Genomic DNA, 20,918 nt, shown 5'->3' on the forward strand with positions numbered 1-20,918 from the left:
GCCGGGCACGACAGCATCGAACTGGCAGCAGGCGGCCATGGCATCCGCATCAGCGCCAAGGGGGTTGAAGTATTTGGCGATATCAAGCTGCACGGCACGCTGAGTAATGAGGGGAAGGCGGGGCTGGCTAATCCAGTCAGCGCATTCCCCAAAACCGAATTAAGCCTTGATCAGAACTACTCGGAATGAAGGGTATTGATTATTCGCCAGCTCATCATTCAATCCGAACAAGGAATAAACATGTTAATCGGACCACCGGTACTACTAAAGCCAGCACAAGCACAAACCACCACCCAGAAAGAAGATAGGGCATGGCTGGAAAGCATGATGCCCAATCGCGACAGAGGCGGATTTCCAGTAGGGAAATCCGGCCAATGGCACCCCGGCCTGCACATTACCGGCTTTGTCGGATCGGGGGACAACAACGCCGTATGGGCGATTGCCGACGGTGCCGTCATGTATTACGCCGAGGACAAAGGGACTGACCTCAGCGAGCACGCCAACTCCAGCGGAGTGGTGATCATCAGGCATGAAACCCAGATTGGTAGCGAGGCAGAAGGCTGCATTGTGTATTACTCCTGCTATCAACACCTGCAAGTCATCAATGAAGCCATCAAAACCGCCTACGCCAAGGGCAGCCCCATCTATAGAAAAGACCTGATTGGCCATGTCGGTAACGTGGCAGACAATAGCGGCATCCATTTTGAAATCTTTTGCAGCGGTGCAAATGTAAAGAAAATCACTGGTCGCAGCAGCGGCAAGCTGAACCTCGCCAAATCCGGCCGGAAAAACATTGTTTACGGCGATACCCACTACTACATCCCGGCAGGCACTCCCTTATATTTTCAGGCGACAGCGCCAGATTACAGTGCATCCACCCTCAAAAATCCGACACCGAGTACGTCAGATTTATACGTCACCATCAAATTTGAAAAGGGAGACGCAGCAATCACTACAAAGTTACTTAATAATAATGAATACACTGCCATTTCTTGCTCAGCCAAGCATAAAGATTTTTACGAAAACTACGAATATAATCTCCATAACAAATCAATAACAATTAGCAAAAATTATAAAAAGAACACACCTAGCGCAATTTATGAAATGCTGAAATTTGGCCGCATCATTGATGAGGTCAACACCCAGAAAATTGGCCATGACATTCCACACTGGCATCAGATTGACACACCACAGGGCCTGGCCTGGGTCAATCTCAATGCCGCACCCGCCCAGGGCGCAAAGCCCATTACCGTATTTAGTGATGGCGATTTTCCGGACTGGGCAGACTGGACCCTCATCGATGATGATCCGGTTGATAACGGCCTGTGTGATAGCAAAATCATTCATTCGCTACTGTATCCAGCGGGCAGCGAGAAAAACGCAGCCGCATTGCAACGCGCCTTAACTGACCAGGCTGTCAGTAGCAAACTATCAAAGATGATTTGCAAAATTCCCAGCGAATGGGACAAAGCAAAGAAGGCAGTGCGCCAACAATGGCGCAAAGTGGCCTCCCCGCTCAACCCCATACCACTAGACAATAGCAAATTCCAGAAATTAATGGACGACCTGGACAAAGCCTGCTTCTGGCAGCGATTCGTCGACAACAACAATAAATTCCCCAGTGCTTGTCTACCTACTGTAGACAATGCCAGCAAGGCATTTTACCAGGGCGCGATAACGGAAGACGTCTGGTTCTTCAACCCCAGGGAGTTCATCCTGCATTTCAGGAAATGTAATTGGCTGTCGGAGTTTGAGTTTGCGCAATTACTGCCAAGAACACTAAAACGCCTTGTTAATACGCAATTTAAAACCGAATCCAAGAATTGGGAGGAAGCATTCTCCACGGCCAAAACCTGGACAAAGGCACTATGCCAAGGCTTTAACAAGTATGGAATATTACACAGCAAAGGGAGATTAGCCCATTTTATTTCCCAGACCATTCCAGAAACAAGTTATCTGGCATTTTTAGCGGAGCCACATCTTCAAAGCGCAAAATACAAGCCCTATTGGGGACGCGGCATTATTCAACTCACACACAAAGGTTCTTATTCAAAGTATGGTGAATTTCGTGGAATACCACCCGCCAAAAATGCACAGCTTGGTGTGTATGCGGAATTAGGCTGGGACCCAGACCTGATGATTGCAAAGCCAGGAGTGCCAGGCCCAAAAAATAAAAAACCTCCGTCCATCAACAATGTATTTGGTTGTGTCGATAGCTGTGGCTTTTACTGGATAAGCAATCAATCACCATATGCAGTTACAGTGCACCGTCTGTGTGATGTAGGGACTACCATTCAAAATGGCATCGAGGTCAGCAAAGGCATCAATGGAAAGGTTCTCGAACATAAAATTAATGGACTTGAACGACGACTACAAGCCTTGGAGTATTGCAAATGGATTTTACATGATTTCATCCCACCCAAAGGGGGTGTGAACATCACTTTTGACTGGCGTAGAAATAGCAAAGAAGAAGAATCCGATGAGAAAGACAAAAATGGAAAGATAATAAAAAAATACATTAAAACCACCCACTCACTTAGCATACCCTACACATTACAAAGACCTTAAATATTAATAATGAAAGAATAATCGCAAAGAAATATATACATGTCAATAATATTTACTTTTTTAGTTTACATTTTTTTCATTTTTACCAGCCCAGCCATCAACGGAGAGGAAATGCAAACAACCCAAATAGATGTATTTAGTGACTATTGCTATTCAGGAGGAGAGAAGAGTGATCTTGCATTTATCAGACTAATGCTATTTTCCAACGAACAACAAGGTGGTTTTGCCAAACATATTAACGGCCCAACATTACGCCTTAAATATTTATACACAGAAATAATAAAAACCAATAGATCAGCCACTGATGAAGAAAGACAAATTTATGCCGAAATGATGAATAATAAAATGACTGGATATTACATCTACACTGTATACACAAGGGCACCTCCAGGCATTGCGTACTTCTCCAAAAAGAAAAATAAAATGTACAATCTATCTCGCGATTTAGGAGCTGCACATTCAAAAATACAAGTACCGGCCATTGGGTGTGACTGGTCCAAGTCAAATCTATTAAATAATAGTGAAATTAAGCAAATCAAATAATTATTTAAAACATCCACCACAATCCACACTGCAAGGATACCAATGTTAAGAAAGCCAACCATCGCAGTCATCTTTCTGTTTACTATTGCAGCGCATGCGACTAACCGCCAGGGAAGTTCAATATATGAATTAGAAATATCTGTACCCACTTGCTTTTCAGCACAAGACAAAAATGAATTTATTTTTATTAATTTCAGCTTATTTTATGATGAACAGAACACTGGCGAAGCACAGCATGAAAATGGTCAAAAACGACGTTTGAAATATCTCTATTCAGAAGATATAAAAACAGAAAAATCAACATTTGATGGTCAAATACAAACTTATGCCGAACTAATAAACAACAAAATGACTGGATATTATACTTACGCCGTATACATGAAAGCCCCTCCAAGTACAGACGTTGTGTATTTCTCCAAGAAAAAAAATAAACACTATAAATTATTTCTTGATCAAGGAGCACAAAAAGAAGATGCAACAGGCATAGTCTGCGACTGGTCAAAATCTAGCCTGTTGAAAAAATAATCAAGCACATAAGTATGAAGTATTGGTTTTGATTTGTTCAATTTACTTATCAAGGACTGTCATGCTAATAAAATTCACTAGCCTAATTAGCGCCCTTATTGTCATCACGGCGCATGCATCCGCGCTCCCGGCCACATCCGAAAACAGAATTAATGAAACCAACACCTACTGCTTTTCTGCCATGGGAGACAAAAAGCCCATTTTTATCAGCCTGACCCTGCCGCAAGGCCCACTCAGAAATGGTTATGTAAAATACAATAATGGCGCTTCAATTCCATTGAAGTATTCATCCAATTATAATATTGCGTTTTCCGGAGCAACCAAAGATTATGAGAACTTATACCGTGAAATGATTAACAAGAAAAATACTGGCTACTACTCTTTTTATCTATATCAAGATGGCATAACAGTTCTGCGTTACTTTTCCAAAAAAACAAAAAAAGAGTATTTTTTCTTCCCTGATTCAGGCGCGGCCAAGGCTAGCCCACCTGCCGGTCTGTGCGACTGGTCCAAATCAGATTTACTGGATGGTGATGAAAGCAAATAACGCCCAGCGTTTTCCACCAATAACGACAAAGGCAGGGCGCATAGGCCGGCCAGTAGTCACTCAAACCACATATTGATTTGCAATAACACCGCCAGCGCTGACCGTGTGTAAGCGTGAATGTCCTTTGAATTGCATTGCCAAACGTGAGAAGCCATCGCCATGACCAGCCTGCCAAGCTCTTCCCCTACCCCGCGCCGCGTTTACTGGATACCGCTCATCCTGTTTGCAATTGGCGCACTGGCGCTGCTGCTGGTCTGGTTGTATGGCAAAACGCTGTTTCAGGGGCCGACGGATGGCTTCTTGTTGCAAACCAGTCTTTTCTTCTGGGCTGTGTTACTGCCAACCCTGGCGGTGTTTGTCTGGTTACTGCTGCTGATCCGGGGGCCTTCTGCATTGGCGGTGCCTCGCTTTCACCGTGCCAACACCGGCATGGATGGCACCTCCACCAGCCTGGATTCCGTCCTGCAATACATGAGCCATCAGTACCCGGGCAAATGGCGCAGCATCAAGCCATGGGTGGCAACGCTATTGCCGGAGAAGGTAGTGTCCAGCCTGGCGGATGTCGACCAGGCCCCGGCACCGCTCTGGCTGGATAGCCCGGATGCCTTGCTGTTGCGCATCACCCCGGAACAGCCTGCAAAGCGCCTCGCCCGTTTGCGTGGCCGTTGGCGTGTGCCGCTGGATGCCGTCACCCTGGTGGCGGAAGCATTGCCGAAGACCGGGAGTATGCAGCTGCAACAGCTGCTGGATTTGAATGCACGCTGTCAGTGGCGGCTGCCGGTCTGCCTTGCCCTTACCGGCTGGACGGTACCGGAGCAGGGCATTTCCTGCCTGCTGACCCGACCCGGCGATGCGGCACAAACGCGGGCCGACTTGCGCCAACTGGTCTGGCAGAGCGCCATTGACGGACAGGCAGCCTTGCTGGCACATCAAGGCCCAGCCACGCTGGCCTTTTCCGCTGCGCTGGACCAGCCCGGTGTGATTGATGATCTGGCCGAATCCCTGGCGCAGATCAGCCGCCACCTGCCAGACGGGCAGCACATCATTCGCCTGGCGTGGATTGCCGGTGCTGACTTATCGCATATTGCAGGCCATGTGGTGGAGGATTGTGTGCAATGTGCACCGCGCCGCCATCGTCTTGCGCTGACCGACCGCATCGGCTGGCTTGTGTGTGCCCTGTCCCTGCTGCTGGCGGTGGCGGTGGGGGTGTCCGCCGTGCGCAATCACACCCTGGTGATGGACGCCCAGGCCCGCATCGCCCAGCTGGATGCCGCCCGCACCATCAGGCAGGCCGTGCCAGCCTTGCTGAGCACCCAACAGTTATTGCAGCAGCTGTCACAGCAAGCCAACGCCGGTATTCCCCTGCTGTCGCGCTTTGGCCTGAACCTGAATGACAGGGTGCAGGCACCGCTGTTTGCCGCTTACGGCAAGGCTGCCCGGCAGTGGGTGATTACGCCTGTGCAACAGGATATCCAGCGCGTTTTGCTTGAACTGAACAAGCTGCCGCTGTCCGGCGGTGGCGAGGCGATTGCGCTGGCCAGCAAGGTGGGGTTTGACAGCCTGAAAGCCTATTTGATGCTGGATACGCCTTCCCGCACGCAGGCTTTATTCCTGTCGGATCAACTAGGCCTGCGCAGTGGCTTGGGCGGCCAGCCGCAAGCAGACATCATGCGCTTTTATGCGCAGCATCTGGCAACACACCCGGAATGGAAGCTGGCGGCCAACCCTGCCGTGGTATCCGCAGCCCGGCAGACCTTGCTTGGCCTCAATGGCGTGGAACATGGAGACGAAACGATTTACCAGTCCATCCTGCAACAGGCTACCGACAAATACCCCGCCCGCACCGCCAGCAGCCTGCTACCGGGCGTGGATAGCCGTGGCCTGTTCCTGCTGCCCGGCACCCTGCCCGGTGCCTATACCCGCGAGGCATGGGAAGGCCATGTCCGCACCGCCATCGAAAATGCCGACCCGAAACAAGGCGGCGAGGCGCTATGGGTGATGGGGGCAGAAGCCGCACGCAGTGAAGGCAGCCTGCTGAAAACCCGCTTGCAGCAACGTTATTTCAATGACTACGCCGCCGCCTGGCAACGCTGGCTGAACGGGCTGCGCTGGCAATCTGCCAACAGCCTGTCCAGCGCCGTGGAGCAATTGAACACCTATGCCGACCCGCAACGCTCGCCGCTGCTGGCCTTGATGAGCATGATCCAGTATCAGGGGCAGGCTGGCATGGAGGAAAAGTCCCTGGCCAGTGACTTGCTGGACAAAACCCGCGCACTGGTGGGCAAATCCGGTGACAAGGCGGCCATGCAGCAGACACAGCCTTCCGCCCCGCTAGCACGTGCCTTTGGGCCCTTGTTGCGGCTGACTGCGCCGGATGATGCACAAGCCAGCCACACAATCAGCCTGGCGCGCTATCTGGAATCCGTCACCTCGGTGCGGCTGAAGCTGCAACAGCTGGCCTCCTCGCCCAACCCCGATGCCGCGTCCCGCCAGCTGGCACAGGCGCTGTTCAAGGGCGAACAGAATGCGCTGGCCCATGGCCAGGAGTACGCGGCCATGCTGGCTGCCAGCCTGGGGGCAGAATGGGCCGGTTTTGCGCAGCAGCTGTTTGTCAGCCCGCTGGATAGTGCCAATCAGGTGGTGATGCTGCCTGCAGCGTTTGACATCAATGATTTGTGGCGCCGTAGCATCTACCTGCCCTGGGGTAGTCAGCTGGCCGGGCGCTTTCCCTTCAATGCCAGCGATAACGACAGCTCCATTCCGGTGCTGACCGGCTTTCTGGCCCCGGAACAAGGCGCGATTGCCCGCTTTCTGGGCAGTACACTGGCCGGAGCGCTGGTGCAGGAAGGAGACCAGTGGCTGCCCAGCCCCACCTTGCAGAATGCCGCACCTTTCGATGCCGACTTCCTTAATGCGGTGAATGCACTGAGCCGCCTGTCCAGCCTGCTGTATGCCGAAGGCGATGCCGGCTATCAGTTTGAGCTGCGCCCGGTTGCCATGCCGGGCCTGGCCGAAACCACGCTGATGATTGATGGCCAGGCATTGAAGTACTTCAACCAGCACGAAGCCTGGGTAGCCATGCATTGGCCGCAGACCGGGCAGCCCGGCGGCACTTATTTGCAATGGCTGTCGCTGGGGACCGGCACACGGCAAACGCTGGAATTCAGCGGTCGCTGGGCCTTCGTCCGCTTGCTGGAAAAAGCCAGGGTGGTGCAACTGGACAAAGCCCGTTTTCAACTGGACTTTGCCCTGCCAGATGGCTTGACCGCACGTTATATCCTGCGCACCAGCGCTGGCGATGGGCCGCTGGCCTTGCTCAAGCTGTTGCAGTTCAAGCTGCCCTCACGGGTGTTTGCCTTGCCTGCACCTTCAATTGCCGCCAAGGACAACATCAGCGCCACACGCTGATGCAAGGAAGATGCAATGAACCGGCCACAGCAATACGGCAGGGCTGAGCGCGCAGCGGCTTGCTGTGTGTCCTGCCCGGTTGCCGGTTCCTGCCCCTGACGCATGGTGGTGACAAAGGCCCTGTTGCATGATGTCCGGCCCGGATTACCAAGACCTGCTTGTAAATGATGTAGCCATTTCACAGGCAATTCTAAGCATTTGGCATTAAGTCATGTCATGGAACTGTCATTCTCAGGGTCTACACTGCGCAGCATCCATTGTGCAGAAGCTGCAATCATGTCTCTTATCAAGCGTTTATGGCTGACCATCCTGTTTACCGTGGCCAGCCTGCTGATTGTGCTGGCCGTTACCAGTCAGCAATTGTTCTCCCTCACCCGGCATGTGGATGACTACAGCCAGCATCAGCAACTATCAGCCAATCTGTATCAGTTCAAGGCCAGCGTGCTCAGCCTGTCCCGCGCCGACCCCTTGCAGCCGGAAACGGCCAAGCATCTGCAACAGGTCAAGCAGCAGGTCAAGCAACTGGGCAGCCGCATTGCCGCAGCCCTGCCTGCGGACAGTGCGGAAAAATTTGCACAGCAAAGCAATATGCTGTGGCAGCAATACGCCAAGAATCTGGAAAGCGCGCTGACCATTGCCGAAACCGCGCCACAAGATGCGCTATCGATTCCGGAACAGGCCTATCAGCAAAGCCTGGTGCCGCTGGTGGCACTGCTAGACCAGCAACTGGTGCTGGCCGGCAAGGATCAGGCCGCCGAAGAAGCAGCCATGCACGCCATGCTGCAACAGCTGGCCATCATCATTCTGGGGCCTTTGCTGCTGGCCAGTGTGGCAGTAGTGCTGATTCAGCTGGCACTGGCACGGCGCTTGAAAATGCAGATGGCGGCCATGGGCCGTGCCGTGGATGCACTGAGTGAAGGCAATCTGGCGGCGCGTTTGCCGGAACAGGGGCAGGATGAACTGGCGCAAATGGCCGCACGCATCAACCGCTTTCTGGAGCGACTGGGCGAGCTGTTGAGCAATGTGCATCAGCACGCCAGCCGCAATCAGCGTGACAGCCAGCAATTGCAGCTAATCACCAGCCAGGCAGCGGACGCCAGCCGTTTGCAAAGCGGCAAGGCCAATCTGAGCAACGAAGCAGCAGCGCAGATTGCCAGCCAGGCTGAGAGCGTGGCGCAATTCATTGCCCAGGCCGAAAGCGGATCGCAACAGGCGCTGCAACGTACCGAGCATGCCCGCCAGCTGTGCAGTGCCAATGCCTCTGCCATGCAAGACCTGGCCGCTCGCATTGATTCAGCCATGCAGGAAATGCAGCAGCTGAACCAGTCGATTGGCGATATCGCCCAGATCAGCACCCTGATTCGCGATGTAGCCGACCAGACCAATCTGCTGGCGCTCAATGCAGCAATTGAAGCTGCCCGTGCCGGCGAGCAGGGCCGCGGTTTTGCCGTGGTGGCGGATGAGGTTCGCAAGCTGTCCGAGCGCACCGCCAGCGCTACTTCGCGCATTTTTGACTGCCTGTCGCAGGTGGAAACGGTAAAGCAGTCGCTGGGTGACGCCATTGATACCGCCGGCAAGGCCAGCCACGACAACCAGCATGCCCAGCAAGCGCTGGACACTGCCCTGTCGAGCGTGGACCAGTCACTGGCCGAGCTGGACCTGCTGATGGGGCAGATCAGCCAGGTGCGCCAGCAACAGAGCGAGGCTGGCAACAGTATTCGCCAGCATGGTTTTGAACTGGCCCACCTGGCCAGCAGCATCGACGAACAAATGCGCAATGCCCACCCGGTCATGCACCAACTGGCGGAGTCTGCCGGGGTACTGCACCAGGCGCTCAGCTGGTTCCGCTTGCAGCCACAGCATTAACGCATCCACATACAAAAACGGCAGCCGTCACGGGCTGCCGTTCAGGCTGCTGACAAAGTTATTTGATTCGCTTGCACTGGCCCCGGCAAAGCCGGACCTTTCGATTCACTGATTACTTTCGCAGCCTTCTATTTATTCCCTATCCCCCCGCCCTTACCCTGTAAGGGGGCCTCGCGTTCCTTCCGGATAGCGAGAGGAGTCTGTCAACAAAGCAAAACGGCAGCCGTCACGGGCTGCCGTTGGTGTTTACTGCGTAACGACGGGCAGATTACAGCACGGCCAGCGCGGCTTCGTAGTTGGGTTCGCTGCCGATTTCGGCTACCAGCTCGCTGTGCAGCACGGCGTTGTCGGCATCCAGCACCACCACGGCACGGGCAGTCAGGCCGGCCAGCGGGCCGGAAGCCAGCTTCACGCCCCAGGCTTGCAGGAAGTCGGCATTGCGGAAGGTGGACAGGTTCACCACGTTTTCGATGCCTTCAGCGCCGCAGAAGCGCTTTTGCGCAAACGGCAGGTCAGCAGAAACGCACAGCACCACGGTGTCGGCCTTGCCTGCGGCTTTTTCGTTGAACTTGCGTACCGAAGTGGCGCAAGTCGGGGTGTCCACGCTGGGGAAGATGTTGACGATTTTCTTCTTGCCGGCAAAGTCGGCCAGGGTCACGTCGGCCAGATCGCCATTGGTCAGCGTCAGGGCCGGAGCCTTGTCGCCCTTGACCGGCAGGGTGCCTGCCACTTCAACCGGGTTACCGCGCAGGGTTACAGATGCCATCTTCATGTCCTTCAGGCAAAGGCGGCCAATGCTGTGACTGGCCACCGGGGGTGGAGATGCACTCAGTGTGGGGCCTGGCGGCAGAAAATCAACCCTGCCGTCAGTCAGCCTATTCTTCCAGTTTGAGTCCCAGCTCGTTCAGCACTTCACGCGCACTGCGGAAAGCCTCAACCGCCGCCGGTGCGCCGCCGTACACGGCACTGTGCAACAGTACCTCGCGGATTTCCACCAGGCTGGCACCATTATTGATGGCACCGCGCACATGGCCTTTCAGCTCGGTGCTACGGCCCAACGCCGCCAGCATGGCGCAGGTGATCAGGCTGCGGGTTTTCAGGTCCAGCCCCTCGCGCTGCCAGGTGCTGCCCCAGGCATGCTCGTTCAGCCAGTCCTGCAAGGGGGCGGAAAAGCCATCCAGATTGCTCATTGCCCGTTCGACAAAAGCCTCGCCCATCACCTGGGTGCGGCGGGCCTTGCCGGCGGCGCGGTCTTGCTCGCTCATGTCGCTTCCTTTCCGAGGTTGAAATCGGCCTGCCGTCTCAGGACAGCAAACTGCCCAGCACTTGTACCAGCCGTGCGCATTCGGCATCGGTACCGATGCTGATGCGCAGGTACTGGTTGATGCGCGGCGCAGTAAAGTGGCGCACGATCACCGCCTGCTGACGCAAGCCGGTGGCCAGCATGGCGGCGTCGTGCTGCGGGTGGCGGGCAAACACGAAATTGGCCGCCGACGGCAATACTTCAAAGCCCAGCGCCTGCAATTGCGCAGTCAGTTGTTCCCGCGTGCGCATCACCGCCTGGCAGGTGTGGCGGAAGTAGTCGTCGTCTTCGAACGACGCGACTGCCCCGGCCAGCGCCAGCCGGTCCAGCGGATAGGCGTTGAAGCTGTTTTTCACCCGCTCCAGCGCCTCGATCAGCGTGGCATCGCCCACCGCATAGCCCACACGCAGCCCGGCCAGCGAGCGCGATTTGGACAGGGTGTGCACCACCAGCAGGTTGGGATAGTCATTCACCAGCGCGATGGCAGTTTCACCACCAAAATCGACATAGGCTTCGTCGATCACCACCACCTGGTCGGGATGATCATCCAGCAGCTGGCGGATGGCAGACAGCGGCAGCAGGCGGCCGGTGGGCGCATTCGGATTGGCCAGAATCACCCCGCCGCAGGGCTGGCGGTAGTCCTCCACGCGGATGGACAGGCTGTCATCCAGCGGAACCTGACGCGCTTCGATGCCGAACAGGCCGCAATACACCGGATAAAAACCATAGCTGATGTCCGGCATCAGCAAAGGCTGTTCGTGCTTGAGCAGGGCCTGAAACACGATGCCGAGTACCTCGTCCGAGCTGTTACCCACGAACACCTGCGGGCGGCTGACGCCGTGGTAGCTGGCGATGGCATCTTTCAGCTTGTCGCCGCTCGGGTCCGGGTACAGGCGCAGGCTGTCATCGGTGGCAGCGCGGATGGCCTCCAGCACCCTGGGCGATGGCCCGTAGGGATTTTCATTGGTATTGAGCTTGATCAGCGTATCCAGCTTGGGCTGCTCGCCCGGCACATAAGGGGTGAGCTGATGCACCACCGGACTCCAGAAACGACTCATGATTCAACCTTTCCCGGCCACGCCCAGCGCAGCCTGTAATTCACAGAGAGCGGCTAACAAAAAAGCATCGCGTCCCTGATGCAAGGCGCGCAGACGCAGCAGCATTTTGTCAGCGGCTGTTAACGTCCTGCGCTGCGCGCCGACAACAACACGCCGCCCAGAATGGCAGCAATCCCCAGCAGGTGATAGCCATGAATGGCCTCACCCAGCAACAACATGGACAACACGGCACCAAAGGCCGGCATCAGGTGGATGAAGCTACCCGCCCGCGCCGCACCAACCCGCGCCACGCCCTGATTGTAAAAATGATAAGCCAGCACCGAGGGCAGGGTGCCGACATAGGCAAAACTGGCCAGCGTGGTGACATTCAGCACCGCCCGCCGTCCCTGGGCATATTCCAGCAAGAACAGCGGCAGGATGGCCAGCAGGCCGATGGCCACCAGCAGGGTCAACAAGCCCAGCCGATCCAGCCCGGCGGGCAGGCCACGCAACAACAGGGTATACACTGCCCAGGCCAGCATGGCGGTAAACACCAGCGCATCGCCATGGTTGATATCCAGCGTCAGCAAGCGTGCCGGTTCGCCATGCGCCACCAGCAGCAGCACCCCGGCAAAGGACAACATCACCGCAGCCAGCTGGCCACGATTGAGCGGCAGGTGGAAAAACAGCGCGCCCAGCAGCACGATCAGGATGGGAATGAAGGAATTGAGCAGCACGCCATTGGTGGCGCTGGTGGACTGCAAACCCAGGTAAACCAGCGAATTGAAACTGGCAATACCCAGCAAGGCCAGCAGGATGATGCGCCGCCAGTGCGGCTGCCATAACTGGCGCTGCGCCAGCATGGGCTTGAGGCCCACCGGCAACAACACCAGCAGGGCAATCAGCCAGCGGCCAAAAGCCAGGGTGAGTGGAGGAATGCTGGCATGGACGGCACGGCCCAAGACGAAGTTGCCAGCCCAGAACAGGGCAGCCAGGGTAAGCAGACAGTAAGCGGCAGTATGATAAGAACGCGGTGAGGTCATGGTTTCAACCATGCCATGCCGGGTGGAAAGCTGGCAACTGTTTTGCGGCGCAACATTTCAATCAAACTGAACAGCCTGCTGCAGACAAGGCTTTTACTGGCTTTACGCTACCTGGCTGGTGAATGCACGGCATATTCGACTCAGGATATTGTCGCTAAGAATTTACGCGGCCAACGCAGCATTCCCCCGTGGCGCGCGCCGCTGTAGCCGGGATTGGGCAAGGTTTTAAGCCGCCGCCCTGTTTGAGCCATTCGACGTTAGCGAATGGCGAGTTCGGCGGCGCCTTGCCCGGCCCGGAAAGAGCGGGAATTCGCGCAACCCGGGGTCGCCTAGGGGTGCAGGGGAGCTGGCGACGCAGCTCCCCTGCCTGCGCGGCGGGCAGCCCCGCCATGTAAACACGCGGCGCGCGCCACGGGGATTAAGTCGCCTCACGTCGTTTCACAGCATGGTGTGAATGGGCGTGATGGCAGGTATCCAGACAAAAATCTCAGCGCTCAAGGCAAAAAAAAACCGGAGCCGTAGCCCCGGTCAACGACATCCCCCACGAGATGTATTCCCCATTGACGCCCGCCGGCATGTTGCCAGCAACATGGCACCCTGCTCGTAGCAGGTGGGCGGACATCAGCATCAATCTGCATAGCAGCATAAGCGGGACATGGGGGCGCTGTCGATATCCTGTTGAATATTTTCATTACAAATTGATCAAACAATATTGGATACAATCAAATAAACAATAACTTACCTGAAAATATCAATAATATTGTCGTATTATTTGATCAAACAACACAATGACTTAGCCAACATTCATCCTGCTTTATACAGCTGGCTGAACGCGGCAGCCGGGCCGCCCTGCCCTGTCAAGAATGTTAAACAAATGCCACAGTCAGCGCGCCAGTGCCGTCAGACGTGGCATATGGTCTGCGGCATGGAAACGGCCCTTGCCATCGCGGTTTACCCAGGCCATGGCGTACTGCGGGTCGTGGGTGAAGAATAGCCGCCCTTGCCGGGCAAGCAAGCCTTCCAGCAACTGGCGTTTTTCGTCGGTGAGTTGTTCCGGAAAACGGTCATAACCCATGGTGATGGGCACATGCACCCAGGGCGCACCGGGAATGAGGTCGGCGGCATAGACAACAGGTCCGTCTTCCAGCGGAATCTCGGTCAGCAGCATGCCAGGGGTGTGGCCATCGCTCAGGTGAAAGCGGTAATCGGCCGGCAGGCAGGCCGGCGTTTCGCCATCGGTCAGCACCAGTCGGCCACTGTTTTCCAGCAGGGTAATCAGTTCGGGAATAAACGACGCGCGGTCACGCGCATGTGGCGCACAGGCTCGCTGCCAGGCGCTGCGGCTTACCACGAATTGCGCCTTGGGGAACAGCAAGCGCGCCGGGCTGCCATCCCAGGCGGCCAGCAGGCCACCGACATGGTCGAAATGCAGGTGGGACAGTATTACTATGTCGATGTCTTCGTGGCTGCAACCGGCAGCGGCCAGATTGTCCAGCAGCACATGGCCGTCTTCCACCACGCCGTAGCGGGCTTTGAGTTCCGGCGCAAAAAATGCGCCGATACCGGCTTCCAGCAGAATGCGGCGGCCATCTTCTTCGCGCACCAGCAGGCAACGACAGGCCAGCGGCACACGGTGTGCCTCGTCCGGGGCCAGCCATTGGCTCCACATGGCGCGCGGTGCATTGCCAAACATGGCGCCGCCGTCCAGTTTCTGGGAATTGCCAAGCAAGGATGTCAGGGTACGCATTGGGCGCTCCGCTTGATGATGGGTGCTCCGATTATCAAGCAAGCGCTCGGTATTGTCATCAACTGGCCGTAGCATCTCCTGCATTGGCGATGAACAGCGCTTCCTGCTCCACCTTCAGCTGACGCTCCAGCATGGCAGCACACAAATCGGCCAGCATGGGTGGCAGGCTGCGGCCTGCCAGGCGCGCCAGGGCTTGCTGATCATCGGCGCTCAGTGGCTGGCCGCCACAGGCCAGCGTCAGGTCATCGGCCTGCATGCGCCAGGGTTGCCAGGCGCAACCGGCCTTGCCGGCCAGTTCGCCCACTTGCAGCGCAATGGCTACGCCGGACGGGTCCAGATCGCAGGCTACCTGCACCGGCAAGCGCAGCAAGGCCAGCACATGCCCTACCGCGTCCAGCCAGCGCCGGTGTGGGTAACCCGGCACCCAGATGGTGAGTACGGGCTCGGCTTGCCGGGTCAGTACTTCAAACACGCTGAGGTTTTCCACAATACGCACCATTTGCACGGCACCACGTACTGCATCCACCTGCAGCAGCGCTTCCGGTGCCAGTGCCAGGCCGCTTTGCAACAAAGCGGCTGACAACAGGGGCTGACCGGCGGCATAGAGCGTCAGCGCGCCGGACAGGAAAACGTGCGGGGTATGGCGCGAAATGCCACAGGATTCCAGCGCAATGCCAAATTCGGCCAGCCAGCGCCGGTCGGCCTCGCCAAAGGCCTTGCTGCGGCCCAGCGCGTATTGCGAGAACTGGCGCTCGGTACCCCACAACCCCGCCGTCAGCCAGTTGTCCAGCCCCTGGGCAATTTTCAGGCGCCGCTCCAGCGTGGAGGACTGCACGCGCTGGGTGAGGCTGTCAGCCAGGCCTTGCAGCTGCGGGTTTTGCGGCTGCCAGCCACGCCAAAGCTGTACCACTTCGTCGCGTGCGTCGGCATCCGGCAGGCCGATCAGGCTGCGCAACTGGTACACCTCGCGCCAGCTCACCCAGAACGGCTCCCACTGGCCCAGCCGGTCGGGCTCGGCATGCAGTTCCACCTCACACCAGCCACACTCCAGCAGGCGACGCAGCAAATCTTCGGCCTGAGTCGGATCGCCACTTTGCGCCACGAGAGTAGTCCAGCGCTGGCGCATCACGCGCAAGGCCAGCCAGCGCTGCAGCAAGGCCTGGTCAGTTTGAGGCAACAGCAAGGGCGTGGCCGCCAGAGTGGGTTGTAGCAGCAGATGATGGCCGCGTGCGCCAATGGGCAGGCGTTCGACCAGTTCCGGGGAGATACGGGCTAACCAGCTGGACATGGGGTTCTGCCAGAGTTGGGGGTGAGAAGGATAGACCGCCGGACGGAAACAAGTTTCCCCGTCCGGCGGCAACATCACGCTTGCGGGTCTGCCTGCGGCGCATCCACCCGGCGGCGGGTTTGCAGGATGGGCGGGGCCCACTGCTCGCCCGGCCGCTTTTTGCGGGTGGCCAGCGTCAGTTCCGACGGGGCAAAGATATTGATGTTATGGGTGTTGGGCGTGGTGATCAGATACTGCGCCTCGGTGGCCTTGAGGAAGCCTGCCACCCGGTCGATGTTGAAAATATCGAGGTGAGCAAACGGCTCGTCGATAAACACAAAACCGGACGGATTGGCCTCGTCCATCATCAGGCCAATCAACAGGATCAAGGACTTCATTACCTGCTGGCCGCCGGAAGCCTCGCCGTCGTTCATGCCCATCAGGCCCTTCTGGTCGAAGTTGAAACGCAGCGTCAGCCCGGCCTGCGCCAGCGCAGCGTCGTCGTTCTCCAGCGTGGGCAGTTCCACATCCACGCCAATGCCGGCCAGTTCTCCCAGGCGCTTGATATTGGCACCATAAGCCCGCACCGTGGCGCGCAGCTTGCCCATATAGGCGGCGCGGGCGTCGTCGGTGAGTTCGCGCGAGCGGTCCACCTCGCTCTGGCGGCGCTGGCGTTCGCGGTCGATCTGCGCCAGGTCGTCGGCCAGTTTGTCGCGTAGCGCCAGTACCGACTCGTCGGTTTCCCATTCGCCGCCTTGCAGCCGTTCTTGCAGATAATTCAGCTGATGGCGCGCATCGGCGGCGCTTTCGTATTCCTCTTCCAGTGCAGCTACATGCTCGGCGGCCAAGGCATCGGCGGGCAGGCGCTCGGCCCACTCGCGCAGTTCGGCCAGCAAGCGGCGCAGCTGACGGCGGCTGTTTTCCACTTCCTGACGCTTGCCGTCGTAACGCGACAGGCTTTCCTGTTCGCGCTGGCAAATGCGGTCGTGCTCCAGCCGGGCATCGCTATATCGCTGGTCTGCCGCATCCTTGGTGGCACTGGCTTCGGCCAGTTGTGCGCCCAGCTCTTGCTGCTGTGCCTGCAGGCTGTCCAGCCGGGCGGCCAGGGCGGCAAATTCTTCGGCTCGGCTATCCAGCTGGCGGATGGCGTCCATGCCGCCCAGGTATTCGGCCAGCCCGGCCGCCTCGCGGGTGATGGTCACCAGCCGTTCTTCATCGGCCAGAATGCGCACATTCAGCTGCTTCAGTTCGTCACGCAGCGCCAGCAGGCGCGACTGGCGCGCACCTTCGCCAAAGGCAAATTCATGCGCCGCCACGCCGATATGGCGCGCACCGCGTCGTTCTCGGAAATAGCCGTCGCGGGTAATCCAGTCGCCATCGACGTCTGCGCCCGCCTGGGCGTTTTCCACCCGGCTGACCTTGTTCAGCTGCTGGTACAGCCAGTCCGGTGCATTGGCAGAAAAGCGGATCACTTCCAGCAGGCTGCCCTTGCGTGCGGGCGGCGGGCTGCTGCGTTCCGGCACTACAAAATGGCGGAAGCGCAGTTTTTCGCCCAGGCGCCAGGCCTCGCCCTTTTGCTGCGGATTTTCCAGCAGTACCACGTGGCGGTAGGGGCGCAGCATGGCTTCCACCGCGCCCTGCCAACCGGCATCCATCACTTCGATGATGTCGGACAGCATGGCGTGGCCGATATTGGCCTCGTCCAGCGCCGCCTTGAACTGACGCACTTCTTCCGGCGAACGGCCACGGCCGATTTCCAGTGCCTCAACATGGTTTTTCAGGTCGATACGCTGGCGGTTCAGGTCGCGCAGACCGTCTTTCAGTTGCTCGGCTTCACCGCGCAGGCCGGACAGCTTGTCGGACAGCGCGGCGGCATCGGCACCGTATTCGCGGCTGGCCAGGGCTTGCAGGCGGTCGCGCTCTTTCAGCTGACCGCTGACGCTGGCGTGTTCGGCCTTGGCGGCCATGAACTGCTCCTGCGCCTGCAAACGGGCTTGTTCAGCTGCCTGGCGTGCTTCGCCAGCGGCCACTTCGGCGGCCTTGAGCTTGGCCACCAGTTGCAAGGTGTCGTGATGCTCGCGCCGGGTGCGGCTGAGCTGGCCGTAGGCGGCGCGGTAGTTTTGCCAGGTCTGGCCCAGCGCGCTCTTGCCATCCAGATAGGCCAGCACCGGCAGGGCTTCGTCTTGCAGGCGGCGGATGGTCTGGCTGAGCTGACGCCACTCCAGGAAACGCCCGGCGCGGGTTTTCATGGTTTCCACCCGCGCTTCCAGCGCTTCTTCCTGCCGGGTGAGCGCTTCCAGTTCCAGCTCGGTGGCGCGTTGTTCGTCACGGGCGCGTTGGTAGTTGTCCAGCACGTCCTTGTCGCCGAATACCTGGAACACCAGGTCGAGCAATTGTTTCGGGCTGTATTCGGTCAGCTTGTCGGTATCGCCCTGCTCCAGCGCCAGCACCTCACCCACTGCCGGGGTGAGGCCGGCCACTTCCAGCCGGCGACGGTATTCCTGTACGCCCAGCCATTGCGCTTGCGCCTCGGCCAGTTCCAGCGGCACATCGCCATCCAGGATGGCGTAATGGCGTACCCAGTCGCCGCCCTGCTTCTTGATGCGGCACAGCAGCGTCACGGCATCGCTGACGATGGGAAAGAAGGGCGTGGGATACAGGCCGCCGGACGGACGACGCGGGTTGTCCACCACGCCACGCAGGTAGGCAAAGGGCTCGCGGTTGTTACGCACATAGCGCTTGTAGTCGCGCTTGCCCGAGCACTTGATGGCCAGCAGGGTGCGCATGGCGTCCAGCAAGGTGGTTTTGCCCGAACCATTGGGGCCGATGATGGTGACAATCTGCGCGTCCAGCGGCACGGCCAGCCGTTGCCAGAAGTCCCAGTGCACCATTTCTACCGATTTCATCTGGAACATCAGCGGTCTTCCTCTTGCGCGGGGGCTTGTGTGTCGTCTTCGGGGCCTTCAACAGCAGCGAACAGGCTGGTGCCATCATCCGTCACCACCGTGGGCTGTACTGCCTGGGCAATGGCGCTGGCGGTCTTGTCGGCCAGGGCGTCGGCGGCCTGGCTGCGGCGCTGGCCCAGTACCTCGGACAGCGCACCTTCGATGATGCGTGGAGCCAGTTGGCTGTAATCGATCATCAGGTCCAGCATCGGGCCTTCATCCAGCCACTTGTTACGGCGCACCACAAAGCCCAGGTTCACCAGCCGGCCCAGATTGGCATTGAAGCGGGTGCGGCCACCCAATGCCTTGCCGAAGTCGGCATACAGCGCATCTTCCGACACGCCGGTGGACACGCCCTCGCCGGTTTCCAGCGGCTTTTGCGCGCCGAACATATCGCTCTGGTTTTCCCGCCCGGCTTCCACGCGGGCAATCTGCCGTTCGCGCTTGGGCAGGATGATCAGCGCCCACAGGATCACCAGCAGCGCCACGCCATCGCGCGGCAGGCCCAGATTATTGTTGAGCCAGGCTTCGCCGCTGCCGAATACCGGCTCGGTCATCTCCGGCAACAGGGCGACGGCGATGTGCTCGGCATAGGGGTTTTCCACCAGCCGCAGGCCAACATCAGCCAGCCGCTTGTCCAGCTCCTGGCGGAAAATATCGTCCAGCAGCGCCTTGCGCGCCAGCGCGTCGCCACGCGGCACCACACGGTGCGCCAGCAGACGAGCGGTGAGGGTTTTCAGTTGCTGTTCCATGGCTTAATTCGGGGTATGGGGAAGCAGCCGCGCATCAGACAGCGTGGCGACTTCCGGGTGTTCGGGTTCAATCACGGCTTCGCCGCCGTGCAGGGTGAACGGCAATTTGGCCAGTGCAGCCACGATGCTGGCATCGCCATGGCTTTCCGGGTCGCCAATCAAGGACAGCAAGGACAGCCGGTAGGCGGTTTCGTTGTAGCTGTCGGCCAGCACCGCCTGCCGGATGGGGATGTGGTCCGCCCCGCTCTCGCCCAGTTGCAGGCCCAGGGTCAGCAATTCGTCGTACATGGCTTCGGCGGCAAAAAGGCGCTCTACTTCCAGCTCGCCGGACAGGGGCGCGGCCACGCTGCCGGGCAAGGTGGTATTGCCTGCCTTGGCCCGTTCGCGCGCCAGCAGCTCGAATTCCGCCATGTCTGCCAGTTCCGGCGTAGCAATGAAGGCAGGTTCCGGGTTGATGGACAGGCAGCCGGTCAACTGATCAGCCAGCTGGCCCACCGCCTGACGGCGCAGCCAGTCGGCAATATCGGTGGAAGTCAGGCCGGAGCTGCCCAAATGCACGCGCTGCGCCGCCAGCTGCGCCAGCCGGCGTTCGAAGGTGCCGGCCAGCGCCAGCATGCGGCTTTGTGCCAATGCGACCGCCTGTGCCTGATTCAGCGCGGACAGGCTCAGGGTGTCGTCAGCGGTGAGGCTGCGGATGACTTCTGTTGATTTGGCCACCCAGCGCCATACGGCTTCCAGCCGGTGCTGCGCAGCGCGGATGCGGAATTCGGATTGCGATTCCAGCGCTTCTTCAAACTCGCCATACAGCTCGTTCAGCCGCGCCAGCAAGTGCTTGAGGGCGTCGTCCGACAACTGCCCCACCGCCTGCCCGGCCGCCACCTGACTGGTGAGGTAGCCCAGCTCGACATCATCACCGGCAAAGTCAATCAAGGTGGCCAGTGCCGCCAGCGCCACGCGTGCGCCTTCGGACAGCTGGTACTGGCCGCCATCGCTGTCGTACACCAGCAATTCGCCCTCGCGCAGGCGGCCCAGAATGGTGGCCAGCTTGGTGTCGTTAAGATAAGCAAAACGCTGGGCGATTTCCTGCGGCGTCCAGCGCGGCGCGTCGGCACGGCTGCCCAGTTCGCGCAGCACCAGGAGGCGCATCAGCACCTCCTCGTCGCCACCGCGAAACAAGGTGACAAACACGGACAGATACGGCCAGGCCTGTTGCAGGCGATTGACCGCAGACAGCGAATCCGGCGCAATGCCCGGCTGGAAAAAGTCGGCAAGCGATTCCAATGACATTCCGGCATGAGAAAGCAAAAGCGGATTGTCCAAGGCCGGGCGGGGGTAAGTCAACGCATCTTGCATGAACAGGGGTGCGT

The 20,918-nt window shown here is 58.2% G+C and carries 16 protein-coding genes; 7 read left to right on the forward strand and 9 right to left on the reverse strand.

Annotated elements, in window-relative coordinates; all coding sequences use genetic code 11:
* The 7 genes from JHD62_RS17360 to JHD62_RS17390 all read left to right on the forward strand — a co-directional run.
* The coding region (locus JHD62_RS17360; protein WP_199103952.1) for a hypothetical protein at positions 1 to 189 on the forward strand (189 nt) is incomplete at its 5' end.
* Positions 190 to 195: 6 nt separating this feature from the next.
* Positions 196 to 2,568, forward strand: a complete 2,373-nt coding sequence (locus JHD62_RS17365) for a M23 family metallopeptidase (RefSeq protein WP_199103953.1) — start codon at positions 196 to 198, stop codon at positions 2,566 to 2,568.
* Positions 2,569 to 2,679: 111 nt separating this feature from the next.
* The gene (locus tag JHD62_RS17370) at positions 2,680 to 3,111 is read left to right on the forward strand and encodes a hypothetical protein (protein WP_199103954.1); all 432 of its coding nucleotides are present in this window, start codon (positions 2,680 to 2,682) and stop codon (positions 3,109 to 3,111) included.
* 42 nt (positions 3,112 to 3,153) lie between these two features.
* Positions 3,154 to 3,636: a hypothetical protein gene (locus tag JHD62_RS17375; RefSeq protein WP_199103955.1), complete on the forward strand. Its 483-nt coding sequence runs from the start codon at positions 3,154 to 3,156 to the stop codon at positions 3,634 to 3,636.
* Between the two features lie 61 nt (positions 3,637 to 3,697).
* A complete protein-coding gene (locus JHD62_RS17380; protein ID WP_199103956.1) occupies positions 3,698 to 4,183 on the forward strand; it encodes a hypothetical protein in 486 nt (161 codons plus the stop codon).
* Between the two features lie 159 nt (positions 4,184 to 4,342).
* Entirely contained in the window at positions 4,343 to 7,591 is a 3,249-nt protein-coding gene (locus JHD62_RS17385; protein WP_199103957.1) for an ImcF-related family protein, read from the forward strand.
* A gap of 276 nt (positions 7,592 to 7,867) precedes the next feature.
* On the forward strand, positions 7,868 to 9,457 hold the full coding sequence (locus JHD62_RS17390; RefSeq protein ID WP_199103958.1) for a methyl-accepting chemotaxis protein: 1,590 nt from the start codon (positions 7,868 to 7,870) through the stop codon (positions 9,455 to 9,457).
* Positions 9,458 to 9,725: 268 nt separating this feature from the next.
* Here JHD62_RS17390 and tpx read toward each other — a convergent pair whose 3' ends face one another.
* From tpx to JHD62_RS17435, 9 genes are all read right to left on the reverse strand, one after another.
* Positions 9,726 to 10,223, reverse strand: a complete 498-nt coding sequence (tpx, locus tag JHD62_RS17395; RefSeq protein WP_199103959.1) for a thiol peroxidase — start codon at positions 10,221 to 10,223, stop codon at positions 9,726 to 9,728.
* Between the two features lie 109 nt (positions 10,224 to 10,332).
* The gene (locus JHD62_RS17400) at positions 10,333 to 10,722 is read right to left on the reverse strand and encodes a carboxymuconolactone decarboxylase family protein (protein ID WP_045847912.1); all 390 of its coding nucleotides are present in this window, start codon (positions 10,720 to 10,722) and stop codon (positions 10,333 to 10,335) included.
* Positions 10,723 to 10,759: 37 nt separating this feature from the next.
* Positions 10,760 to 11,818, reverse strand: coding sequence for a histidinol-phosphate transaminase (hisC, locus tag JHD62_RS17405; protein WP_199103960.1), 1,059 nt, complete (start codon positions 11,816 to 11,818; stop codon positions 10,760 to 10,762).
* Between the two features lie 119 nt (positions 11,819 to 11,937).
* Positions 11,938 to 12,840, reverse strand: coding sequence for a DMT family transporter (locus JHD62_RS17410; RefSeq protein WP_199103961.1), 903 nt, complete (start codon positions 12,838 to 12,840; stop codon positions 11,938 to 11,940).
* Between the two features lie 883 nt (positions 12,841 to 13,723).
* Entirely contained in the window at positions 13,724 to 14,587 is an 864-nt protein-coding gene (locus JHD62_RS17415; RefSeq protein ID WP_199103962.1) for an MBL fold metallo-hydrolase, read from the reverse strand.
* 58 nt (positions 14,588 to 14,645) lie between these two features.
* Positions 14,646 to 15,875 carry a DUF2399 domain-containing protein gene (locus JHD62_RS17420; RefSeq protein ID WP_199103963.1) on the reverse strand — a complete coding sequence of 410 codons (1,230 nt, stop codon included), beginning with the start codon at positions 15,873 to 15,875 and terminating at the stop codon, positions 14,646 to 14,648.
* 74 nt (positions 15,876 to 15,949) lie between these two features.
* Positions 15,950 to 18,769, reverse strand: a complete 2,820-nt coding sequence (locus JHD62_RS17425) for an ATP-binding protein (protein WP_199103964.1) — start codon at positions 18,767 to 18,769, stop codon at positions 15,950 to 15,952.
* Positions 18,769 to 19,551 carry a hypothetical protein gene (locus tag JHD62_RS17430; protein ID WP_233161057.1) on the reverse strand — a complete coding sequence of 261 codons (783 nt, stop codon included), beginning with the start codon at positions 19,549 to 19,551 and terminating at the stop codon, positions 18,769 to 18,771. The genes JHD62_RS17425 and JHD62_RS17430 overlap by 1 nt, the downstream gene beginning before the upstream one ends.
* A 3-nt stretch (positions 19,552 to 19,554) precedes the next feature.
* Positions 19,555 to 20,838: a hypothetical protein gene (locus JHD62_RS17435; RefSeq protein WP_089085194.1), complete on the reverse strand. Its 1,284-nt coding sequence runs from the start codon at positions 20,836 to 20,838 to the stop codon at positions 19,555 to 19,557.
* Between the last annotated feature and the right edge of the window lie 80 nt (positions 20,839 to 20,918).

It is taken from the genome of Aquitalea sp. ASV11 (assembly GCF_016429185.1).
In the GTDB taxonomy this organism is placed as follows: domain Bacteria; phylum Pseudomonadota; class Gammaproteobacteria; order Burkholderiales; family Chromobacteriaceae; genus Aquitalea; species Aquitalea pelogenes.

Coding starts and splice junctions, on each gene's coding strand:
- JHD62_RS17370 (WP_199103954.1), top strand. CDS start 2,680: ATGCAAACAACCCAAATAGATGTATTTAGTGACTATTGCTATTCAGGA.
- JHD62_RS17375 (WP_199103955.1), top strand. CDS start 3,154: ATGTTAAGAAAGCCAACCATCGCAGTCATCTTTCTGTTTACTATTGCA.
- JHD62_RS17380 (WP_199103956.1), top strand. CDS start 3,698: ATGCTAATAAAATTCACTAGCCTAATTAGCGCCCTTATTGTCATCACG.
- JHD62_RS17385 (WP_199103957.1), top strand. CDS start 4,343: ATGACCAGCCTGCCAAGCTCTTCCCCTACCCCGCGCCGCGTTTACTGG.
- JHD62_RS17390 (WP_199103958.1), top strand. CDS start 7,868: ATGTCTCTTATCAAGCGTTTATGGCTGACCATCCTGTTTACCGTGGCC.
- tpx (WP_199103959.1), bottom strand. CDS start 10,223: ATGGCATCTGTAACCCTGCGCGGTAACCCGGTTGAAGTGGCAGGCACC.
- JHD62_RS17400 (WP_045847912.1), bottom strand. CDS start 10,722: ATGAGCGAGCAAGACCGCGCCGCCGGCAAGGCCCGCCGCACCCAGGTG.
- hisC (WP_199103960.1), bottom strand. CDS start 11,818: ATGAGTCGTTTCTGGAGTCCGGTGGTGCATCAGCTCACCCCTTATGTG.
- JHD62_RS17410 (WP_199103961.1), bottom strand. CDS start 12,840: ATGACCTCACCGCGTTCTTATCATACTGCCGCTTACTGTCTGCTTACC.
- JHD62_RS17415 (WP_199103962.1), bottom strand. CDS start 14,587: ATGCGTACCCTGACATCCTTGCTTGGCAATTCCCAGAAACTGGACGGC.
- JHD62_RS17420 (WP_199103963.1), bottom strand. CDS start 15,875: ATGTCCAGCTGGTTAGCCCGTATCTCCCCGGAACTGGTCGAACGCCTG.
- JHD62_RS17425 (WP_199103964.1), bottom strand. CDS start 18,769: ATGTTCCAGATGAAATCGGTAGAAATGGTGCACTGGGACTTCTGGCAA.
- JHD62_RS17430 (WP_233161057.1), bottom strand. CDS start 19,551: ATGGAACAGCAACTGAAAACCCTCACCGCTCGTCTGCTGGCGCACCGT.
- JHD62_RS17435 (WP_089085194.1), bottom strand. CDS start 20,838: ATGTCATTGGAATCGCTTGCCGACTTTTTCCAGCCGGGCATTGCGCCG.